This is a genomic window from Nostoc sp. FACHB-152 (assembly GCF_014697475.1).
Taxonomy (GTDB): Bacteria; Cyanobacteriota; Cyanobacteriia; order Cyanobacteriales; family Nostocaceae; genus Nostoc_B.
The window spans coordinates 1-20,624 of sequence record NZ_JACJRV010000078.1; the positions used below are offsets into that span (position 1 = coordinate 1).

Annotated in this window: 21 protein-coding genes; 9 read left to right on the forward strand and 12 right to left on the reverse strand. The window is 40.9% G+C overall.

Features of this window, described 5'->3' with window-relative positions:
* Positions 1 to 85: 85 nt before the first annotated feature.
* Positions 86 to 586: a hypothetical protein gene (locus H6G76_RS30000; RefSeq protein WP_190709153.1), complete on the reverse strand. Its 501-nt coding sequence runs from the start codon at positions 584 to 586 to the stop codon at positions 86 to 88.
* Between the two features lie 30 nt (positions 587 to 616).
* Positions 617 to 1,165, reverse strand: coding sequence for a DUF981 family protein (locus H6G76_RS30005; RefSeq protein WP_199337584.1), 549 nt, complete (start codon positions 1,163 to 1,165; stop codon positions 617 to 619).
* Positions 1,166 to 1,591: 426 nt separating this feature from the next.
* Between H6G76_RS30005 and glpX the strand changes: the two genes are divergently transcribed.
* Together glpX and H6G76_RS30015 are read left to right on the forward strand one after the other, a co-directional pair.
* Positions 1,592 to 2,629, forward strand: coding sequence for a class II fructose-bisphosphatase (gene glpX / locus H6G76_RS30010; protein WP_190709157.1), 1,038 nt, complete (start codon positions 1,592 to 1,594; stop codon positions 2,627 to 2,629).
* 109 nt (positions 2,630 to 2,738) lie between these two features.
* The gene (locus H6G76_RS30015) at positions 2,739 to 4,025 is read left to right on the forward strand and encodes a glutamyl-tRNA reductase (protein ID WP_190709158.1); all 1,287 of its coding nucleotides are present in this window, start codon (positions 2,739 to 2,741) and stop codon (positions 4,023 to 4,025) included.
* Between the two features lie 126 nt (positions 4,026 to 4,151).
* On the opposite strand, the gene H6G76_RS30020 is transcribed toward H6G76_RS30015, so the two are convergent.
* Both H6G76_RS30020 and H6G76_RS30025 read right to left on the reverse strand, forming a co-directional pair.
* Positions 4,152 to 4,799 (reverse strand): Uma2 family endonuclease, encoded by a 648-nt coding sequence (locus H6G76_RS30020; RefSeq protein WP_190709161.1) that lies wholly within the window; start codon positions 4,797 to 4,799, stop codon positions 4,152 to 4,154.
* 441 nt (positions 4,800 to 5,240) lie between these two features.
* Positions 5,241 to 5,456, reverse strand: coding sequence for a helix-turn-helix domain-containing protein (locus tag H6G76_RS30025; RefSeq protein WP_190709163.1), 216 nt, complete (start codon positions 5,454 to 5,456; stop codon positions 5,241 to 5,243).
* A gap of 174 nt (positions 5,457 to 5,630) precedes the next feature.
* On the opposite strand from H6G76_RS30025, the gene H6G76_RS30030 reads away from it, so the two are divergent.
* Both H6G76_RS30030 and H6G76_RS30035 read left to right on the forward strand, forming a co-directional pair.
* Entirely contained in the window at positions 5,631 to 6,221 is a 591-nt protein-coding gene (locus H6G76_RS30030; RefSeq protein WP_190709164.1) for a metalloregulator ArsR/SmtB family transcription factor, read from the forward strand.
* A 40-nt stretch (positions 6,222 to 6,261) separates the two neighbouring features.
* Positions 6,262 to 6,738, forward strand: a complete 477-nt coding sequence (locus H6G76_RS30035) for an HIT family protein (RefSeq protein WP_190709166.1) — start codon at positions 6,262 to 6,264, stop codon at positions 6,736 to 6,738.
* On the opposite strand, the gene H6G76_RS30040 is transcribed toward H6G76_RS30035, so the two are convergent.
* Together H6G76_RS30040 and H6G76_RS30045 are read right to left on the reverse strand one after the other, a co-directional pair.
* Positions 6,723 to 7,505: an ABC transporter ATP-binding protein gene (locus H6G76_RS30040; RefSeq protein ID WP_190709168.1), complete on the reverse strand. Its 783-nt coding sequence runs from the start codon at positions 7,503 to 7,505 to the stop codon at positions 6,723 to 6,725. The genes H6G76_RS30035 and H6G76_RS30040 overlap by 16 nt on opposite strands.
* Complete coding sequence (locus H6G76_RS30045; protein ID WP_190709169.1) at positions 7,495 to 8,628, reverse strand: branched-chain amino acid ABC transporter permease; 1,134 nt, start codon at positions 8,626 to 8,628, stop codon at positions 7,495 to 7,497. The genes H6G76_RS30040 and H6G76_RS30045 overlap by 11 nt, the downstream gene beginning before the upstream one ends.
* A 191-nt stretch (positions 8,629 to 8,819) precedes the next feature.
* Here H6G76_RS30045 and H6G76_RS30050 point away from each other — a divergent pair, with 191 nt between their 5' ends.
* The 3 genes from H6G76_RS30050 (at position 8,820) to H6G76_RS30060 (ending at position 11,141) form a co-directional block, all read left to right on the forward strand.
* On the forward strand, positions 8,820 to 9,017 hold the full coding sequence (locus tag H6G76_RS30050; protein ID WP_190709171.1) for a hypothetical protein: 198 nt from the start codon (positions 8,820 to 8,822) through the stop codon (positions 9,015 to 9,017).
* 175 nt (positions 9,018 to 9,192) lie between these two features.
* Positions 9,193 to 9,450: a cytotoxic translational repressor of toxin-antitoxin stability system gene (locus tag H6G76_RS30055; RefSeq protein ID WP_190709172.1), complete on the forward strand. Its 258-nt coding sequence runs from the start codon at positions 9,193 to 9,195 to the stop codon at positions 9,448 to 9,450.
* A gap of 104 nt (positions 9,451 to 9,554) precedes the next feature.
* Positions 9,555 to 11,141: a glucose-6-phosphate isomerase gene (locus H6G76_RS30060; protein ID WP_190709174.1), complete on the forward strand. Its 1,587-nt coding sequence runs from the start codon at positions 9,555 to 9,557 to the stop codon at positions 11,139 to 11,141.
* Between the two features lie 254 nt (positions 11,142 to 11,395).
* Here the strand turns inward: H6G76_RS30060 and H6G76_RS30065 are convergent, their stop codons facing one another.
* Positions 11,396 to 12,052: a Nif11-like leader peptide family natural product precursor gene (locus tag H6G76_RS30065; RefSeq protein ID WP_190709176.1), complete on the reverse strand. Its 657-nt coding sequence runs from the start codon at positions 12,050 to 12,052 to the stop codon at positions 11,396 to 11,398.
* Between the two features lie 507 nt (positions 12,053 to 12,559).
* Here H6G76_RS30065 and H6G76_RS30070 point away from each other — a divergent pair.
* Entirely contained in the window at positions 12,560 to 13,054 is a 495-nt protein-coding gene (locus H6G76_RS30070) for a hypothetical protein (RefSeq protein ID WP_190709178.1), read from the forward strand.
* 30 nt (positions 13,055 to 13,084) lie between these two features.
* Positions 13,085 to 13,411 (forward strand): translation initiation factor, encoded by a 327-nt coding sequence (locus tag H6G76_RS30075; protein ID WP_190709180.1) that lies wholly within the window; start codon positions 13,085 to 13,087, stop codon positions 13,409 to 13,411.
* Between the two features lie 277 nt (positions 13,412 to 13,688).
* Here the strand turns inward: H6G76_RS30075 and H6G76_RS30080 are convergent, their stop codons facing one another.
* The 5 genes from H6G76_RS30080 to H6G76_RS30100 all read right to left on the reverse strand — a co-directional run bounded on the left by H6G76_RS30080 (position 13,689) and on the right by H6G76_RS30100 (position 20,608).
* Positions 13,689 to 14,195, reverse strand: coding sequence for an FHA domain-containing protein (locus H6G76_RS30080; protein ID WP_190709182.1), 507 nt, complete (start codon positions 14,193 to 14,195; stop codon positions 13,689 to 13,691).
* A gap of 178 nt (positions 14,196 to 14,373) precedes the next feature.
* Complete coding sequence (locus tag H6G76_RS30085) at positions 14,374 to 16,800, reverse strand: cation-translocating P-type ATPase (protein WP_190709184.1); 2,427 nt, start codon at positions 16,798 to 16,800, stop codon at positions 14,374 to 14,376.
* 650 nt (positions 16,801 to 17,450) lie between these two features.
* Positions 17,451 to 17,726, reverse strand: coding sequence for a TM2 domain-containing protein (locus tag H6G76_RS30090; RefSeq protein WP_190709186.1), 276 nt, complete (start codon positions 17,724 to 17,726; stop codon positions 17,451 to 17,453).
* Positions 17,727 to 18,720: 994 nt separating this feature from the next.
* Positions 18,721 to 20,304 carry a type II CAAX prenyl endopeptidase Rce1 family protein gene (locus H6G76_RS30095; protein ID WP_190709188.1) on the reverse strand — a complete coding sequence of 528 codons (1,584 nt, stop codon included), beginning with the start codon at positions 20,302 to 20,304 and terminating at the stop codon, positions 18,721 to 18,723.
* Between the two features lie 100 nt (positions 20,305 to 20,404).
* Positions 20,405 to 20,608, reverse strand: a complete 204-nt coding sequence (locus tag H6G76_RS30100; protein ID WP_190709189.1) for a hypothetical protein — start codon at positions 20,606 to 20,608, stop codon at positions 20,405 to 20,407.
* Positions 20,609 to 20,624: the final 16 nt, after the last annotated feature.

Genomic DNA, 20,624 nt, shown 5'->3' on the forward strand with positions numbered 1-20,624 from the left:
CTGCATCAGTGAAGTCGCTGGAATACGCCATTAGCATTGGATTTTAGATGCTGAGGAGTACCTTAATTCAAAACCTCATAAGATGTCAAATGGGTTCTATAAAACGTGGTATCCCGTCTGGAGATTTAGCAATTTCCTCTTTTTCTAAGAAGCCTAGTAAACAAAGTTGTTCTAATCGGTAGTAAGTCTCTGCTCGACTTCTATTTCTCCACTTATCCTCAAATGCTTCTTGATGAAGTCCCCTATTATCGTTGACGGTGTTTGATTCTATGAAGCTCAGAATATCCTTTTGAGTTGTTGAAAGAAACTTATCTCTTCGTTCAAATAAAGTCATCCTAAATACGTCAGGAATATCTCTTACCCCTTCTAGAGGTAAGTAATATAACAAAGTTGCTAATAAAACAAAAAGAATCCCCAGTACTAGCGAAGCTAGTCGATAATCGGCATAAGGAACAACGCCTTTAACTCCTGGTAAATTTAAGCTAGTGGTTAGTGCTAAAAAAATTAGCAATGTACCCAGTAGAAAAAACAGAAAGCTAAGAGTGTGCCGTTCTATAAAAATCTGTAATGATTCTAAGAGTTTCATCACAATCCTCTAGATTATTACCTGCTTAGATTATCGTATGGGTGCTGGAACCCATTGTTGAAAACTTTCGAGATGACTCCAGTAAGCGAGATATCCAGTAAACGCCCATATTAAAGCGGCTATGATCAGCACACCAGGGCCAATTAACCGCCAAATTCGATGGTTTTTCCAATAAATAGCAGGTGCAGCACAAATACCCCCTAAGCCTGTGAGGATAAAACCGATTCCTGAAAGTACAGGTGTTCTAGTGATGCTTAAATTTATAATGCGGATACCGACAACAACCGCCACTAGTCCAGCAAAAAAAGCGTAAATGGCTATTGTCCACAAATCCCAGTCTAAAGCTAAGGCGATCGCTGCTGCTATAAATAAAGTACCGAAGAGGACGGTTGTTTCTCCAAAGGCGATGTTGAAGCTACCACGCACTGGCCATGTGAAAGTCATATGTAGCCCGGTTGTTAATGCGATCGCACCTGTAATGCCAAACCCCGGAATCCATTGCTTCTGATTTGCACTAACTAAGCCTCGATTTACGTAATCAGCCAGGAGAATCAACCCAGCTACCATATTGATCAACATAAGTGTGATGTAGTCAATAAACACGTTTAACCTCGTCTTTATTTTTAGATTTAGATTTAGCTAATTTTTTCGTAAACTTATACGCAGTTTTCTCTACTCTATTTAGTCAGAAACATCCAAAAAAAATGTATTTATGTTGCTGACAGGCTAATCCATAAATGATAATTAGATTTAATCATTGTGCCTCAAATTCTTTTGCTGTAATAACTTTAAGCATTCTATTTCCTAAGTTACTATTAATTAGGTAGTAGTACAAAATTACTGAAATTTTTAACTTACTGGTATTAATTAACATCAATTAGCAGCAAAACTTAACAGTTAGTTGAGTCAATACTATTTTCCATAGGTATCCGCCCTTTGGTAGACTTGAAAACTGAAATAGCCAGATGAAATAACGCAAAGACAAGCAGTTGAGAGGGGGACTCTGTGGAAAATACACTTGGGTTAGAGATTATTGAGGTAGTAGAACAAGCCGCGATCGCATCCGCAAAGTGGATGGGTAAAGGCGAAAAAAACACGGCTGACCAAGTAGCAGTGGAAGCTATGCGGGAGCGCATGAATAAAATCTATATGCGCGGTCGCATCGTGATTGGGGAAGGGGAACGTGATGACGCTCCCATGCTGTATATCGGTGAAGAAGTTGGGATCTGTACCCGTGAAGATGCCAATGAATTGTGTAATCCAGATGAATTAGTCGAAATTGACATCGCCGTAGACCCCTGCGAAGGTACAAACTTGGTAGCATACGGACAGCCTGGTTCAATGGCTGTATTGGCAATTTCTGAGAAAGGTGGCTTGTTTGCTGCACCTGACTTCTATATGAAGAAACTAGCAGCACCTCCAGCCGCTAAAGGCAAGGTTGACATTAACAAGTCAGCAACCGAAAACCTCAAAATTCTCTCCGAGTGTCTAGATCGCTCAATTGATGAACTCGTAGTAGTTGTAATGAAGCGCGAACGCCACAACGATTTGATTAAAGAAATCCGTAACGCTGGTGCGAGAGTCCAACTGATTTCCGATGGTGACGTGGGTGCTGCTATATCATGTGGTTTTGCAGGTACTAATATCCATGCCTTAATGGGTATTGGTGCTGCACCTGAAGGTGTGATTTCTGCTGCGGCTATGCGGGCGATGGGTGGACACTTCCAAGGTCAATTGATCTACGATCCAGAAGTAGTGAAAACAGGTCTAATTGGTGAAAGCAAAGAAGCTAACATTGAGCGTTTGCAGTCTATGAACATCAATGACCCAGATAAGGTCTACGATGCTCATGAACTTGCATCTGGTGAAAATGTTCTATTTGCTGCTTGCGGTATTACCTCTGGTAACTTAATGCAAGGTGTCCGGTTCTTCCACGGCGGTGCAAGAACTCAAAGCTTGGTTATTTCTACCCAGTCTAAGACAGCTAGATTTGTCGATACAATCCACATGGTAGAACAACCTAAGACTCTGCAATTGCACTAGTAATTTCGGAACTAGCGAGTAGGGAGTAGGGAGTGGGTATTAACTACTCCCTACTCCCTACTCTCCACTCCCCAATTGTTAATAATCCATTACTAATTATTGATAAGAAATGAATATTGCAGTGGTGGGGTTAAGCCATAAAACAGCCCCAGTCGAAATTCGGGAAAAGCTGAGTATTCCAGAACCACAAACTGAAAGTGCGATCGCTAATTTAACCAGCTATCCCCACATTGACGAAGTAGCAATACTCAGCACTTGCAACCGTTTAGAAATTTACATTGTTGCTAGTGAAACTGACCAAGGTATCCGTGAAGTTACTCAGTTTCTCTCAGAACATAGCAAATTACCTGTAGCTTCCCTTAGACAACACCTGTTTGTGTTGCTGCACGAAGACGCTGTAATGCATATTATGCGCGTATCAGCAGGCTTGGATAGTTTGGTACTAGGAGAAGGCCAAATTCTGGCTCAGGTGAAGAATACTCACAAACTGGGACAGCAATACAACGGTATAAAAACAATTTTGAATCGATTATTTAAACAAGCAATTACAGCTGGTAAACGGGTACGCACCGAAACAAGTATTGGGACTGGTGCTGTCTCTATTAGTTCGGCAGCTGTGGAGTTGGCACAAATTAAAGTAGCTAATTTAGCGGCTTGTCGAGTAGCAATTCTCGGTGCTGGCAAAATGTCGCGGTTGTTGGTACAACATTTAATTTCTAAAGGTGCGGGACAAATTAGTATTGTTAACCGCTCACGCGAGCGCGCTCAGGAATTAGCACAGATGTTCTGTGAGCAACCAATTCGCACTCATTTGCTCTCGGAAATGATGACTGTAATTGCCGAAAGCGATTTAGTATTTACCAGCACTTCAGCAACAGAGCCAATACTTGACCGCGCCAAGTTAGAAGTAGTTTTAGAACCTGGCCGTCCTGTGATGTTGTTTGATATTTCTGTGCCACGTAACGTTCACTCAGACGTAAACGAACTGGCAAATGTCCAAGCGTTTAATGTCGATGATTTAAAAGCAGTAGTAGCGCAAAACTACGAAAGCCGCCGAAAAATGGCTCAAGAAGCCGAGAAACTTTTAGAAGAGGAGGTACAAGCTTTTGATGTTTGGTGGCGCAGTTTAGAAACTGTATCTACTATTAGTTGTCTGCGGAATAAAATCGAAAGCATCCGTGAACAAGAACTTGAAAAAGCTTTGTCACGCCTGGGTTCAGAATTTGGGGATAAACATCAGGAAGTGATTGAAGCTTTAACAAGAGGAATCGTTAACAAAATTTTACACGATCCGATGGTGCAATTACGAGCGCAGCAGGATGTAGAGGCAAGACGACGTTGTATGCAAACGCTGCAAATGTTGTTTAACCTAGATGTTGAAGAGCAGTTCAGTTAATAATTTCAGGGTGTAGGGGTATTTGGGTTTAGGGGTTAAAGAAGCATTGCTTGATGAAAAAATCTACACCCTCATCCCCTGACACCCTTACACCCAGTCTCAATAGGCAATTTTTGTCCTGAAGTACTATCTCTGTGCGATCGCAACTTCAAATTCTTCTAAAGCTTGAAGATTACCCACCTGCCAAGCACGTTCTACAAAAGTAGGAATGATTTGCTTAATGGGTATATCTTCAAATAAAGGGCTGGTATCAGAAATTAAATAAATCCCATCACTTAGAACATAAATATTCAGTGTGCCGTTATCATATACCCAAAGTTCAGGCACACCAACTGCTCTGTAGGCATCAAGTTTAGTTTTAGAAGTTACATCAGATTGAATTGCTAAATCGGGGGGTGGATCGTCTGGTTCTAAGCGACGACGACCAATCATACGCTGATAATTTTGGATGTAAAAGCAAGCGTCAGGTTCAACTCCGGCTGTCCCTAGCTTTTTGAAGGTGGTAGAACCAAAAGGTTCATACCTTCTGCCTTGATATCTGAGTAGAGTTTTTACAAAATCTGAAATTAACTCTTTCGGTTTTTCATGCTCAGGTAAAGGAACCATAATTTCTAAAGTACCCTGGCTATAAGCTATTCTTGCACGCCGCTTGTGTCCCAATTCCTCTAAAATCGCCTCAAATTCTGTCCAACTGACATCTGGTATGGTGACTGCACTACCAGGAGCCAATTGCATCTGGCTAACAGGTTTCGCCACGAGAATAACAGCAGTCATAATTTCAAGAAGCTAAATATTATATATTACTTTATCAATAAATCCAGTAGGCTGGTTTTGGTTGAGCGATCGCTATTTTTAGTTAAAAATAAACACAGATAAAATTAATCAATATCTGTGTTTGCTTATATAAAGTTTATTATCAAAAATCTTTTCTGCCTGCACAAATTTGTATCTACTATCTTTGATTGTGATTTCTCACGATAGACTAATAAGAAGAGGCTGAAGTATGAATTTTCACGTAATGAAATTCAAGAAACCGATTTGTATAGCGATAGCCAAGACAGTTAAGGCATTAGTACACGATAAAACTTGGATAGTAAACGACTTTTAATTCTGTAACCTGTAACCTATAACCTGTCTCCTGCTAAAATTGCTGCTTTCTTTACGACTTCAGCATCGGCAAGATTTTGAATATTTAATCGTTGCGATTTTATTTACTTATAGTAGAGGTCTTGTTCTTACTTGATAGTCCATTAAAGCTCCTTGACTAATTACAGTCCGCCCATTTCTTGTAGTAGTGGGAATTTGCCCTTTTTGAAGAGCGACATACAGGGTACTCTGGTCTACGCCTAAAAATTTAGCCGCTTCTACAAGTGAAGTACCCTGTTTAATTGTCCTGTTTCTTCTTTTTCTAACTAATGAATTTTTCAGCATAGCGAAATGTAAAGAACAACTTAAGAAATTTCAATTTTTTTCTAAACAAATCGCAAAATTATCATTGATTCAAAATTTAACCGATGGGAAACTTGCGCTGCGTCTTAGGAGGACAGCACCACTAATTCGATTTCTTTCTAATTAGATTGGGGTCGAATTAATTATAACAAAATTATGAGAAAAGAACAGTTTCAGACCTTGCTACAGTTTTTTAAAGTGTTAGCAGATGAAAGCCGATTGAAAATAGTAGGTATTTTGGCAAATCAGGAGTGTAGCGTAGAAGAATTAGCAGCACTCATGCAACTTAAAGAACCAACAGTATCTCACCATTTGGCGAAGCTTAAGGAAGTAAACTTGGTGACTATGCGCCCTGATGGGAACAGCCGTTTGTATCAGCTAGATAACAAAGCTTTAGAAGATATTAGTAAGGAAATTTTCACCCCACAGAAGATAGCATCTTTAATCGAGCATATAGATACTGAGGCTTGGGAAAGCAAAGTTTTAAATAATTATCTAGAAAGCGACCCTAACAGCCTAGAGGGAGTTCAGCATCTCAAGGAAATTCCTGCTAATCGCAAAAAGCGGTTGGTAATTTTGAAATGGTTAGCAAGTAAATTTGAGCCAGGAGTTGAATATTCTGAAGATATGGTGAACGAAATCATCAGTCGTTATCATCCTGACTACGTTACGTTGCAACGAGAGTTGATGAGTAACAAATTCATCCACCGAGAGGATAGGCTTTATTGGCGTAATTCACAGGCTTGATAAAGATATATTCAGTTTTTTAAGCAAAGGGGATGAAGCGGTGTTATTAGAAGGATGTTTACCTTGCGATGTACTTAAGGGAAAGCTAAATGCGCCTGGGGGCATCATTTACCAAGATGACTATTGGATTGTAGAACATTCTCTCAGTCCCGTCTTATTACGAGGCTATTTAATTATCAAACTCAAAAGACATTGCGAACATTTAGCAGACCTGACACCAGAAGAAGCTATTTCGTTAGGTGCAGTTATGCAAAATACTTGTTTAGCACTCTCGCTCGTAATTAAACCTGCTAAAATTCATGTTTGTTCTTGGGGTGAACAAGTCAAGCATATTCACTTCCACGTTATTCCCCGCACTGCTAATATGCCTGTGGGCAATCTAAAATTGCTAATTTATCTGCGGTTTAAAAAGATATTTAATCAAATAGGTTTAGGTCGCTGGGTAAGCGACCAAGAAGCCGCAGAGGTTGCAGCAAAAATCCGCCAAGAAATGGTAACAGATTATTTACCTAAATAAGCCTCTAACACTTGGGGATTAGTTTGAATTTCGTTTGGAGTCCCATCAGCTAAATTCTGTCCTTCAGCAAGTACCCAAACGCGATCGCACAAGGACATAATCACATCCATATTATGTTCAATAATTAAAAACGTCAGACCTTCTTGGCGGTTCCAGGTAACAATGCGATCGCATATATCATCAATTAACCTGGGATTCACCCCGGCTGCTGGTTCATCCAACAAAATCAACTTGGGATTAGTCATCAACGCCCTACCCATTTCCAGCAGCTTGCGTTGTCCACCCGACAAACCCCCCGCATATTCTTGCGCTTTATGCACCAACCCCACAGACTCTAACAAAAACATTGCCCGTTCTTGCAATTGCTTTTCTTCTTTAGCGACTACATGGGGTTGGAGTTGCACTTGCCAAAAGCTTTCGCCTGTTTGCTTTTGCGCCGCCAATAGCATATTTTCTAACACCGACAACCGCGAGAGAGTCCGCGCTACCTGAAAAGTGCGGACTAATCCCTGCTGGGCAATTTGGTATGGTTGCAACTGCTGAATTTGTTCGCCATCAAAAATTACGCGTCCCTTATCTGGGCGAATGAAGTTGGAGAGTAAATTAAATAACGTGGTTTTACCAGCACCATTGGGGCCAATCAACCCAGTAATGCTACCTTGAAGAACTTCAATTTTTGCCTCATTAACTGCTTTAATACCGCCAAAGCTTTTACAAAGTCCTGAGGCTGCTAACAAAGGAAGTGGCGATGATTGGTTATTTACCAAGGGTGAGTTCCTCCTTTTTCCCTAAGATACCTTGAGGTCGCCAAATCATTAGCACCATTAAAATTAAACCAATTACCATAATCCGAAATGCACCCAGACGTGCTTCATCTAAAGGAATGATTCTGGGTAGAACTTCTCTAGTAATCGCATCGTAAGCAAAGTAAATTACTGCACCTAAAATTGTGCCGATATTATTGCCAGAACCGCCTAAAATGACCATAATCCAAGCGTCGAAGGTCAACTGCGGTTGGAAGTTATCAGGATAAATCGCACTCAACTGCCAAGCAAAGAAAGCACCTGCAATACCTGCGATCGCACCTCCTAACATTAGGGATTGTAACTTGTACCAAAAGACATTTTTACCCAAAGCTTTCGGTATTTCTTCATCTTCGCGGATAGCTTTTAAGACTCGACCCCAAGGCGATCGCACCAAAATTTCTAAACGCCAGAAGACAAACGCCAATACTAACAGCGACAACAACATAAAACCAGCTTTGGGATTATAGTTATACAACCCAATCACGCCAGAAATATAAATCGCTACTGTTAACAAACCTAAAATAATCCCCACCCCTATCCGCGATGCAAGTTCTTGCTTACTGCTGGTTTTTTTAGAAGTATCAGCAACCAAAAATCTTTGGGCTGTGCGAATCCATCGCCATAGCGTGAAAAAAGTAATAGCCGCCAACAATGTCAGCAACCCAATCATTACTAGACGAATCAACAAATTTGGTGCTGTCGAGAACGGTATAGTGTAACTTTGCACCCCAAACGCCCCTGATATCCATGTATCACCTACTGGTAAGTCTTGGTTATTCACCACCAAGCGAATTAGTTCGCCTGTCCCAATAGTAACGATCGCCAGATAATCTTCTCGTAGGCGCAGAGTAGCAAAACCAATCACCAAGCCCAACAAAGCCGCCACCACCATCCCAATAATGGCTGAGATAACTAAAGGAACGCCTTTTAAACTTAATAATACTGTTGTATAAGCTCCCAAGGTCATAAAAGCAATATGACCAAAGTTAATTAACCCTGTAAAGCCCCACTGTAAATTCAGCCCCAGACCAAACAGGGCAAAGATTGCTGTCGAAATTGCCAAAAAAATTAAATAATCAACCATATCAGTTAACAGTTATCAGTTAACAGTTAACAGTAAACGCTGAACAGTAGATAGGGAAAGGTAAACGCTTTTCCACTGATTACTGATCACTGTCTACTGATTACTGTCTCAAGATAGTACATCTTACCGTTCACCATTGCCAATTTTTGGGAATAATAGCCTTGACTTTTGGAACATAGTTATTGTGATATATGAACTTGCTGCGGATCAGAATCCATCATTTAATTGAGCAGTTAGCGGATGAAGAACTCCAAAACGTTTGGGATGATGTTCACGCTTTACATTGTGATTTTTATATGCTAGACGCTATCAAAAAAGTCAAGCGATCGCAGCAACCTTGGGATATCTTGACTCATGAAGAAGCGATACAAATTTTAATGTATTACTGATGCAGTGATGGAAAAGGGATTAGAGGTGCTTAGGCTAGGGACTAGTCTCTGGCGAGTAATGGCTATCAAACCAACAAAAGAATCATCATTTCTTTGGCTTTTATACTCCTACATCTGTCAGCTAGTCTCTAGCCCCCAGCCCCTAACCCCTAGCCCCTAAGAGAGGTGATGCTTTGTGAGTGTGGAAATGCGCTATGCCAGGTCTTTTTTAGTAGATATGAAGAGTTTAGAACCTGCTGCATATCAGAAGATCTACGATTTTGTGTTTTTTGAGTTTGCCCAAATGTGGCCGCGGCATCACCTACCCGAACTGCGGCAGCTAGATAGTGAGGGCATTTTTCATCGTTTTACTCTAGACGAATATTTAATAGGTTTAGAAATTAGAGGTGAAATTGTCAAATTTCTCCGGGTCATACCTATGCCGGATGTATAGGACAAGGATTAGCTCAACACTTAAAACTGTATAAGGCTAGGCAGGGATAGGCCTGTCCTTACATTAAACTTGTGTTGGAAGAACAATTTACTTGAGATTTCCCTATGGATGCGAAGGCACTTTGGCAACGATACCAAGATTGGTTATATTTCCACGAGGGATTAGGACTTTACTTAGATGTAAGTCGGATGCGCTTTGATGATGCCTTCGTAGAGTCGTTGCAGCCGAAGTTTGACAAAGCGTTTGCGGATATGGCGGAATTGGAGAAGGGTGCGATCGCTAACCCTGACGAAAACCGCATGGTTGGACATTACTGGCTGCGAAATCCTGACTTAGCCCCTACTCCAGAACTGACACAAGAGATTGTCCAAACCCTGGAACAGATTGAAGCCTTTGTAGAAAAAGTCCAAACAGGAGCAATTCATCCTCCGAAAGCGAGTCGTTTTACTGATATCATCTCCATTGGTATTGGTGGTTCTGCCCTTGGCCCTGAATTTGTCGCTGAAGCACTCGCCCCTGATTTTCCTCCCCTAAAAATTCACTTTATTGACAATACCGATCCCGCAGGTATTGACCGCCTTCTTAACCACTTACGCAACAACCTTGCCAGCACTTTGGTTGTGGTCATCTCCAAATCTGGAGGCACACCAGAACCGCGCAACGGCATGATTGAAGTCAAGAAAGCCTACGCCGGACAAAATCTTGACTTTGCCCAATATGCCGTAGCCATTACCAGCACAGGGAGTAATTTAGATAAAGTTGCCCAGTCTGAAGGTTGGTTAGCTACATTCCCCATGTATGACTGGGTAGGAGGTCGCACCTCAGAAATGTCTGCTGTAGGTTTAGTACCTGCGGCATTGCAAGGCATTGATGTGCGTGCCATGCTAGAGGGCGCAAAAGAAATGGATGATGCCACCCGCGTCCCCAATATCAAAAATAACCCAGCAGCATTATTGGCGTTGTCTTGGTACTATGCTGGCAATGGTAAGGGCGAAAAAGATATGGTCGTCCTCCCTTATAAAGACAGCTTGCTGTTGTTTAGCCGTTATTTGCAACAGCTAGTCATGGAATCTTTAGGTAAGGAACAAGATTTAGACGGCAAGACTGTTTATCAAGGCATCGCCGTTTATGGAAACAAAGGTTCAACCGACCAACACGCCTACGTTCAACAGTTGCGTGAGGGTGTGCCGAATTTCTTTGCTACTCTCATCGAAGTTTTAGAAGACCGTAACGGCCAATCTCCAGAGATAGATCCTGGTGTTACATCTGGCGATTACCTCTCCGGTTTTCTCCAAGGAACTCGAAAAGCACTGTATGACAATCAACGCGATTCAATTACAGTAACTATTCCTCAAGTTAATGCCCGTACTGTTGGCGCGTTAATTGCTTTGTATGAACGTGCTGTTGGTTTATACGCTAGTTTGGTTAACATTAACGCCTACCACCAACCAGGGGTAGAAGCTGGTAAAAAAGCCGCCGCCGCCATTCTAGACTTACAAACTAAAGTAATTACAGTTCTGCAAACCGAAAAAACACCTCTTTCCTTAGAAGAAATCGCTAACAAAGCTGGTGCTGCTGAAGATGTAGAGGCAATTTACAAGATTTTGCGTCACTTATCCGCTAATCAGCGAGGAGTGGTATTACAAGGAAATCTTGGTCAACCCGGCAGTTTAAAAGTTTCTCTTAGCTGATTTTTTCTTGGATTTTTTATTAGCTGCAATCTACAGTAAAGCATCCTGAAAATTGAAGTTGTGACTTCTTATCAGGATGCTTTATTTTCAACTTGCATATTTTTGATTTAGAAGATACAACTTCCATCTCTCACATCATATCTGGCTATTCAGTGATAATTCGGTAAATCTTTGCAGAAATCGCAAAACACTCTCCCCTGCTCCCTTGACCCTCTGCACCCCTGCGTCCTTTCTTTCACCGGACACGATATCACCTAAGCTACACTTATCAATCGTTGATTGAAGTAGCTTTTGGGTAAGAAACACTGGTCAAGCAAAAATGGATTGCGGATATTTTGGTTTATAGGATTTCCAGGTTTATTCAAATGGCAGAATGGTGGCACAATTCCCCAATCTTCTGCTAACCAAATCCAGTATCCTATTTCAATTCTGCCGTAATTTGATACTGTAAGAATTTCTCCAACACTATTATTGATAGAAACTATTTCTGGGGAACCTTTTACCTCAATTAATAGCCAAGCTAATTCGTCTACAGAAAATTGATAACCATGATTAATTGCTATTTTAATAAACTGTTGCGGATTTTTAGATGCTAGTAGTTTTTCCTTTAAAGATGGCATTTTTTGTGCCGTATCAAACAAATCCCAAATCTGCTTTCTTGTCACAACAAACCATGCAAGTGCTTCTGGAGTAAAGTTGTAACCATTGATTTTGGCTAAGTTGATAAATGATTCAATACTTTCAGTTTCTCCTAGTTGAGCTTTCAGGAAGAAGTTCTGCTCTACTAATGCCAAAAAATCAATAATTTTTTGCCATACATAGTGGTCAAATGTTTGGTGAAATGGAAGTCTTTCTTTCCAATACAAATACATATCCTCTCTCAAGAAGAAATTCCAAAGTTGATAATACATAAGTTATTTGTTTTAATTTGAAGATTTGGTAAGGATGATTACCAGTGTAGTAAGTATAAGCAAAAATAATCGACAGTATAAATTAATTAATTACTGTAAATGAGGTTACACAGTAACTAAGTATAAAATTTTAGTAAATTTTAGAACTTTTTAATTTGATATTTACTGAGCTTTAAAGAACTTCGAGCTACGCGATCGCTCTCTATTGTGAACTAATGTAACTTTAAAAAATATCTTAACTTCTATACGTAAAAATTAGCAATTAGCTCAATATCACTAATAGTATATTAATATACATTGAGAATAACAGTATACTCGCTGGTCTACTTCAGTAGATATACAAAATAGTGTTGACTTAGTTGACAGCATATTTCCAGAGAATGAATACAATTTCTCTCAAAGGCAAGAGTAAATACTGCAATTATTGCTTCATGATTCTAATAATGAAAATTACAAGTATTTCGAGATAAAAAATTATTTATTCATTGCATGGTAATGAGGAAATAAATGAATAATATATATAAAAACTATAAAAAAGCTCCGTTATCTGCGGCTGTATTTCTTTCCGCTTTATTATCAGTCCCTTTTTTAAGTAGCTGTGGCGATAACTCCCGCACAGCGTCACCGCCACCACCTGTGGATGACACTGTTGGTAGAAACGTGAATTATCCTACTAATACCAACCAACCCCAAGCTAAAAGAGGATTATCTACGGGACAAAAAGTAGCGATTTTGGCGGGTGCGGCTGCTCTTTATTACCTCTATCAGCAGCGAAAAAATGCTCAAGGATCAGGGCCAAATGGCAAGTATTACCTATCTAAAAATGGACGTGTTTACTACCGCGATAATCAAGGTCGCGCTCACTGGGTAACACCGCCACAGGAAGGAATTCAAGTTCCAGAGTCGGAAGCGCAACGGTATCGAGATTTTCAAGGTTATAACGGGCGTTCTACAGGTCGTGATTTAACAGATATTGCTCCCCAAGAAGCCCCAGCTTATTAAATTTAGCAACAAAATTTCAGGAGAAGAATTATGGTAGACGGATTTTTTCAAAAAGCTAAAGAGCTGTTCACTGGCTCAAATAATGACGAGCTTGACCAAGATACAGATTATAGCGATCGCGAGGTGAGTCCAGCCAGCGAAGATCCCTACGGCGACCCCGGTGATCAATATTACGGTGGCTACGGTGATGTTACCCCAACCAGCCAAGACCCCTACGGAGATCCTGGTGAACAGTATTATGGCGATGTCACACCCGCCAGCCAAGACCCCTACGGCGACCCTGCTGATGAGTACAGCAACTTAGCTCCCGCAGATCAAGATCCTTACGGTGATCCTGCTGATGAATATGGCCGTTAGTAATCAATGAATGTCGTGACGATAGATTAAACTGGTGTTGATCAAAGGTAGTGGTAGTTAATGCCCCTGCCTATTTTTTATATATTCAACATTCCGCACCCAAAACTAGAGTAAAGTCCAGGTTTAGACATGAATATTAATAATATTGTCGCCCCTTGAAGTGGATAACCTTAAACTTTCGATATTTCTAAAAGTAGAGCCGTTAGAAAATAAATTCTGATAATTTTTTATAGTTGCGATCGCTAGTGAACAATCTTACTTGAGCGATCGCTTGTTTTCAATCTTCTATGTCGTCTGCGTCTTCAGTCATGCCAGGGTTAATCAAGGTAATGTCATACTCACTGGAGTCTGTTTGCCCGGCTCGCTGAGTATTTCTTAATAAGTAATAAATCGCACGAACTTGGGGGCCAAAAACGATTTCGTCCTCGTTTTTTAAATCGTGAGCCGGCATTTTGCGCCCGTTAATCATCAGTCCGTTGGCACTGGGCTTACCTTTAGCATCGCCATCGACAATTCGGTAATAATAGCTCTGGCTGTTGTGTTCTCTTGGCAACCTCACCAAGGTAGCATGACGACGAGAGACAAACTGAGAAACTAAACGGATATTGCAATCTCGGTCTCTGCCAATCGAGTAAACAGAATTTTCTAAGGGAAATTCCTTGCGACCTTGATCATCTTCAAGAATTAGTAAATGATTTTCATTAGTTTCTGGTGCCATTGATATTTTGCGGTCACTATCTGCGGAACTTTGATTAATTAATGTTCGTTGATTATTTCCTAGCATTCTCGCTAATACAGTCTATTGTAATAACTCTAACAAAATTGAAAGCTATACTGACTGGCAAGAGTAGAACATATATGTTCTACTCTATGAAATTCGTAAAATGTAACTATCGATTTAGTTTAACCTGAGTTGGTAAAAACCGACATTGAGTTTGCATTTTTACATCCAACAGCAAGCTTTATTCCCTGTTGGCTAGTCTTCGCAAGAATATGGAGTTAGTGACCACACTAACTGAGCTAAAAGCCATTAGTGCAGCAGCGTTTGATGGACTCAAGACAAAACCCATACTCGGTAAGAAAACACCTGCGGCTAAAGGAATGCCCAATGTATTGTAGGCAAAAGCCCAGAATAAGTTCTGTCGAATTTTGTTGAATGTGGCATGACTGAGCTTAATGGATTCTACAACATCACTTAAGCGATCGCGCATCAAGACAATTTCCGCAGTTTCCATTGCTACATCTGTACCAGAGTGTAAGGCAATGCCAACATCTGCTTGCGATAAAGCAGGAGCATCATTAATGCCATCACCAACCATTGCAACTTTCAAGGCAGATTTTGTTTGTAGTTCTTCAATGACCGCAGCTTTTTTACTAGGCAGAACTCCTGCGATCACATCACTACTATTTAATCCTAGTTGTTTACCGATCGCACTGGCTGCTTCTGAGCGATCGCCACTGAGTAGCACAACCCTTAAACCCATACGGCGCAATTTTTCTACTGTACTTTGTGCATCTGGTCGCAAAGTATCTTGAACAGCGATGAGTCCAGCTAAACTACCACCAACAGCTACGCAAACAACTGTTTTGCCTGCTGTCGCCAGTCTTTGAATTTCTTGCTGTGCGGTATCACTCACAACTACTCCGTGCCAACTCAACCAATCTTGATTGCCTAACAGTACTTTAGTATCTTCTACTACCGCAGATACACCCAGTCCTGCCTCTGTATGGAAATCTACTGCATTGGGAATAGATAACTGCTGGCGTTTGATTTCTTGTTGGATTGCTTTAGCTAGGGGGTGATATGTGCCACTTTCCACTGCTGCGGCTAGTTGCAGGAGAGACTGCGGATTCGGCAATGTTTTTTCTAGCCTCCCGCCTCTAGTCTCTAGCCCTTCTAATAAAAGGCAATCAGTAACAGTAGGATTACCTGTGGTAAGTGTACCAGTTTTATCAAAAACAACCGTATCTAGTTGATGGACTTTTTCTAAAACGTCACCACCTTTGATTAATAAACCTCGTTCTGCACCTATCCCAGTCCCGACTAAAATTGCTGTAGGTGTGGCTAACCCTAAAGCGCAGGGGCAAGCAACTACCATAACGGCGATCGCTAGTTTTAAGCTAACTAACAATGGGGAGTGGGAAGTAGGGAGTGCGGAATGCTGGCTGTGTGCGGCATGACTCATCATTTCCATGCCGTTGGATATGGTGACATCAGGCCAGATGTGAGTCCCGAAAAAGTACCAAAATCCAAAGGTCAATATAGAAGCTGTCAACACTCCATAGGTAAAGTAACCAGCTACCTTATCGGCCAATTTCTGTACAGGTGCTTTGCGGGTTTGGGCTGCTTCTACTAAAGCGACAATTTGCGCCAAAGTAGTATCTTTACCTGTGCGGGTTGCCTGAATTGCGATCGCACCTGATTGGTTTAGGGTTCCGGCTGTAACTGTGTCGCCTGGTTGTTTGCTCACTGGCACAGCTTCGCCTGTTAACATAGACTCGTCTATTGTGGTCTGTCCAAAGCGAACCTCACCATCAACCGGAATTTTATCTCCGGGTAACACCTGCAACCACTCACCAACCCGCACTTGTTCTGCTGGTATCTCTAGACTATTAAAACCGACTCCCAATTTCTCTGGGTCTGGGTTGGGGATTAACCTTGCTATGTGTGGTTGAAGTGCGAGCAATTGTCTAAAAGCAGCCGCAGCTTTACCTCTAGCTTGTCGCTCTAGGGTTCTCCCCAGGAGGATAAAGCCTAACATCATCACAGGTTCATCAAAGAAGCACTCCCAACCCATTTGGGGGAACAGTAGCGCAACTAAACTCGCAGTGTAGGCGGTAAGTGTTCCCAAGCCTACTAAGGTGTTCATATTGGGAGCATTGCGCCGCCAACCCAGCCAACCATCAACAATTATGGGACGACCGGGAAATAAGAGAGCCAGTGTTGCCAACCCACAATGAAACCAGATATTTTCTAATATCGGCAATGTTACGCCAATAATGCTGCTGAGATGCCCAATTCCTGAAAGAAATAGTAGCATAGCAGCGATCGCCAACTGTTTAAATGCAGCACGCATTTCTTGATGTTGGCGTTGTGTGGATTCATCTATGGCACTTTGCTCATTAGCTTTGCGGGGTTGAGTTGGAAATCCAGCAGTGGTTAATCGCTTTGCCAGCGCATCGGGATCTATCGCTCCGACTTCTGACTCTACGACTGCTACTTCCGTTGCCAGATTCACGCAGGCACTCTTGACTCCTGGATGTTGGATTAGCTGACGCTCTACAGCACTCACACACCCAGCACACTTCATACCCCCCACATCTAAAATAATTGTCTCGGATGTTGGGGTTGGTTCTAGGTCAAGGTTAGTTTTCGGCACAAGTTGCATGGCAAGTTTTCGGATTTGCTACGAACATTCAACGCCTGACTAAAAGCGTCTCTAATTCGAGCGTAGGCGAAATCTGGAACTATGACTGAATGTCAATAACATTAATTTTATTTATCAGTTTCTCTTGCCTTGGTCTGATCCCTGTCCTCTGTCACCCAATACGGTACGGATAAGCATTTTAAACTAAGAATTGGTTTGGGGAAAAGGTTAAAGGTTTTTTCTTCCCCTTTACCCCTTCGCCTTTCCCCTTTAACCGAACCGTATTGCTCTGTCACCTGTCCCCTATTCTGATCACTTGCTATAACTGCGGTTCCAGCGTAGAGAGGCGACATAAATAATAGCTGCAAACTGCGCTGGTATCAGAAAAATCAGACTCTTTAAATAAGAGTTGATCTCTAAATTAGACATAGTGCTGAAATACCCACAGCCTAATATAAGTAAAAAAAACCAGGTTAGCTGTTTACGTTTCATAGTAAGCATGGCAGTATCATCAAACTATTTCACTAAAATATGTATTTTTTAGCCTAGTCACTCGTAGTTAGATGCCCGACTTCTTTAATAAGTCGAGCATCTCGTAACTATTAAAATCAGCCACTCACTAAAATGAGAAGGATGTAGGGGCGATATCTAACATTAGTTGGGAGATACTTTTAGAACCAACGCTGTTTCTTGACAAAATAGGTTTCGTAAAATTCTTCCGGTGATTTATTTAAATAAATCATGCCTTCTATTAAACCTATCAGTTGCATTACTATCAAGGCAATTCCGTAGGTAAATGTGCCTGCAACTATAGATATAGCCAACATAATAAAGCCTTCTGGGTTATATCCTAAAATAAATTTATGAACTCCAAAACCTCCAAACAAAATCGCGCAATAACCAGCCAGAAGTTGTTTATTAGGATGACTAGGGTTAAGATTTGCCATATGATTATTACTCCTCCACAGTTAGGTAAGAATTTAAGCTTTTCTTGTAATAAGAACAAGTAGATATATTGATACTTATTAGTTCAAGCTATTTTTATGAAGAAAAATTAAGAATTCAGAAGTTAGAATTCAAGGTGAATTCTCTACAACTGCATACAGAAAATATTTATCGAACTTAAGTTTTGCTAATATGCTTTTCACTGTTATTTAAATCAGGGAATGCGTCACCCCTTTAAAAGTAACAATCAAAATATTATTAACAAATCTAAGTACTTTCTAGCTTAGAACCATAAAGCTAATTGATATAGCTCAAGGCATAAGTCAAGAGATAGCTGACAGGAAGTAAAAATATTACAATTCCTGACATTTATGCTCTGAAAATGTCCTGGTCTATATGCTTTTGGCTATCAATCTCTATTTAATTGTGATTATGGCACTGAATATAGCAGTTTTGCAGATTCTTAGGTATGATTTCTCTGAAGGAGAATTAATCCTAAGTATCAGCAAGAAACGGCAATCTCATACCACTTTCTACAAGCAAATTAATGTTACTTCCGGACTTTTTTGCTCTGGATGTAATGATGCGATTCCAAGTTTATTGGAAAGGTATAAATTTTACAGGGTTGACATTTATCTTTTATTGAAAAAAAATGCCATTTAATCAACCTAGCACTCAACACTTTATTTAGTTTTCGTTTACCACTCCTATCAGTCAATCTTGAATTTATGATTCAATCTTGCCTGTTATGTGTAGCACAGATAGGAACTCAACCTCTGGAAAATAATTCCAACTCCCCAGATATTACTAAATGTTTATCTAGAAGTTTTGTAATTTATTTAACAGTATGGCTGAAATTTTATTTAATCTCAATAAAGTTCAGTTGAAGTCAGCATTTACTGAATTAAGTATTCAATAAATCTAAATTAGATATGATGACATAACGAGATAAAATCAGATATTTTTATCTATGGCAACCGTATTATCATCGTATTTTTAATTACCATTGCCTAAGAGAAATAGGCTAAGTAGTGTACCACTATTCCAAAGGCTGTGGAGCAACATAGGAGCTAGGAGATTACGCGATCGCGTGTAAACTACTCCGAGAACGATGCCCAAGGCAGTGAGTGGTAAAACTTCTGACAAGCTCAAATGAGCGATCGCAAACAATAAACTACTAGCTAGTATTGATCCCCACACAGGTAGGTAACGAGTGAGGGAAGGCAGCAAAAAGCCGCGAAATAACATTTCTTCAAATAGTGGGGCGGCGATCGCAGCTGTAGAGAAAAATATGCCAAGTGCCACAAAGTCTTGGCTTTCTAGTGCCAGTTGCAATAAGGGATTACTACCACCCTGTCCTTGCCATAGCTTTTGATTAATCAACGACACCACCACAACTATCGGTAAAGCCGCGCAATATCCCCCTAACCCCCATAAAAACCAATAATCTCGTAACTGAAACTTAAACCACAACCTTGGTAGAGGGAAATACTTTTTGATGGAGAGATACAATACCGACAGCGCACCCGCAGCCACTAAAAAGTAACTAATTAAAACAGAAACAGCTTGGAGACGCACATCCGTAATCGGGCGAGGAATCGGCAGTACAGATAGTAAAAGGGGAACAAACACCTGTCCCATGAAGAAAAACCCGACGACGAACACCTGGATTATGGTTTCTGCATCCCAAGGTGTTGACCAAACTAAATCACCATTTTGTGCGATTAATGACTCTTTACCTTTCAGCAACAGCTGAATGAATAAGAAAATCAATAGGAATGTACCTATCAAGGCCGCCAAAAATGGAATCGTGCCAATCAGGGTTAGTCTAAGCACAGCTTGGGTAGCAGCTTCTTGTTGTTCGGCTTTAACTGCCAATAAAGGTTCTTGTCTTTGCTGGAGTTGGTATAGCTGAATTAAAGCAGTGTAGCGAAACCAACCATCTAAATTCCTTTGAATTAACTGTTGGGCATCAGGTAATATGCGGGGTGGATTACTCCATATTCCACTCAAAGCAGCAGCCGTCTCTAAAAATTCAGTGCTGATTGGTGGGTTATCTGTTTCTACTAAATTTTGTACTTCACTCCAGGTTTTGAGTGCAGCGTCTGGTTGTCCTTGTTGTGCTTGTAAAATTCCTAGATTCAAATCTAATTCGGCTAGTAATTTTTGCTGTTGGTACAATGACTGCCTTAACTGTTGCAGTTTTAATTCAGGAGATGTGCCAGTATCTAAACTGTCTTGTGGTAGGGGTTTAGGTGGAGGAACAATCTTGGATTGAGAACGTAGCTGTGTCAGCTGATTTTGAACTTTATCTAGATTAGTTTGTACAGATTCTTTGGCTTCTTGATATTGCTTAGTAGCACTTTGCAAAGGCTGATCTTCAAGTATGGCTTTGCGAATCCCCCCAAGATTATCAGCACCTTCTGGTTGCCAAGCTTGGGCTTGCAAAGCAATATTTGTTTGATAAAGTTCTAAACGACTCTGGAACTGGGGTTTTTGCCAACTACTAACTAAAGATAAAGTAGCCAACCCAATTGCTATCAACGTCGAAACGATTAAAACCAACCGCTTGATTGTCATCTATCCCCCTTTGACGAACCAGAACAAAGCACATCCCTTGGGAATTATCGCAAGAAAATGCCAGAGGTGGATAAGTTCTATCAATATTGTGAGTTTAGTTTTACCAAGCCCCGTTGGGGCGGGTGTGGGGTGTGGGGTGTAGGGTGTGGGGAAACAGACAGACAGCCCCAACAACTCTTGGGATATAAGCCCTGCCTTTGAGAGCAACGGTGTTGGTAGGAGCTTGAACCCCTACCAACACCTTCCCTACACCCCACACCCTACCCCCTACCCCCTTTTGAACGATAATGAGTAGATAATTCATTTGCCTTGCAGTACAC

Bases quoted from the DNA above. Each gene is read 5' to 3' on its own strand.
- H6G76_RS30095 (WP_190709188.1), bottom strand. From the start codon at position 20,304: ATGACAATCAAGCGGTTGGTTTTAATCGTTTCGACGTTGATAGCAATT.
- H6G76_RS30075 (WP_190709180.1), top strand. From the start codon at position 13,085: ATGGTAGACGGATTTTTTCAAAAAGCTAAAGAGCTGTTCACTGGCTCA.
- H6G76_RS30045 (WP_190709169.1), bottom strand. From the start codon at position 8,628: ATGGTTGATTATTTAATTTTTTTGGCAATTTCGACAGCAATCTTTGCC.
- H6G76_RS30080 (WP_190709182.1), bottom strand. From the start codon at position 14,195: ATGCTAGGAAATAATCAACGAACATTAATTAATCAAAGTTCCGCAGAT.
- H6G76_RS30025 (WP_190709163.1), bottom strand. From the start codon at position 5,456: ATGCTGAAAAATTCATTAGTTAGAAAAAGAAGAAACAGGACAATTAAA.
- H6G76_RS30065 (WP_190709176.1), bottom strand. From the start codon at position 12,052: ATGTATTATCAACTTTGGAATTTCTTCTTGAGAGAGGATATGTATTTG.
- H6G76_RS30030 (WP_190709164.1), top strand. From the start codon at position 5,631: ATGAGAAAAGAACAGTTTCAGACCTTGCTACAGTTTTTTAAAGTGTTA.
- H6G76_RS30005 (WP_199337584.1), bottom strand. From the start codon at position 1,165: ATGTTGATCAATATGGTAGCTGGGTTGATTCTCCTGGCTGATTACGTA.
- H6G76_RS30070 (WP_190709178.1), top strand. From the start codon at position 12,560: ATGAATAATATATATAAAAACTATAAAAAAGCTCCGTTATCTGCGGCT.
- H6G76_RS30085 (WP_190709184.1), bottom strand. From the start codon at position 16,800: ATGCAACTTGTGCCGAAAACTAACCTTGACCTAGAACCAACCCCAACA.
- H6G76_RS30100 (WP_190709189.1), bottom strand. From the start codon at position 20,608: ATGAATTATCTACTCATTATCGTTCAAAAGGGGGTAGGGGGTAGGGTG.
- H6G76_RS30090 (WP_190709186.1), bottom strand. From the start codon at position 17,726: ATGGCAAATCTTAACCCTAGTCATCCTAATAAACAACTTCTGGCTGGT.
- H6G76_RS30050 (WP_190709171.1), top strand. From the start codon at position 8,820: ATGAACTTGCTGCGGATCAGAATCCATCATTTAATTGAGCAGTTAGCG.
- H6G76_RS30060 (WP_190709174.1), top strand. From the start codon at position 9,555: ATGGATGCGAAGGCACTTTGGCAACGATACCAAGATTGGTTATATTTC.
- H6G76_RS30015 (WP_190709158.1), top strand. From the start codon at position 2,739: ATGAATATTGCAGTGGTGGGGTTAAGCCATAAAACAGCCCCAGTCGAA.
- H6G76_RS30000 (WP_190709153.1), bottom strand. From the start codon at position 586: ATGAAACTCTTAGAATCATTACAGATTTTTATAGAACGGCACACTCTT.
- H6G76_RS30020 (WP_190709161.1), bottom strand. From the start codon at position 4,799: ATGACTGCTGTTATTCTCGTGGCGAAACCTGTTAGCCAGATGCAATTG.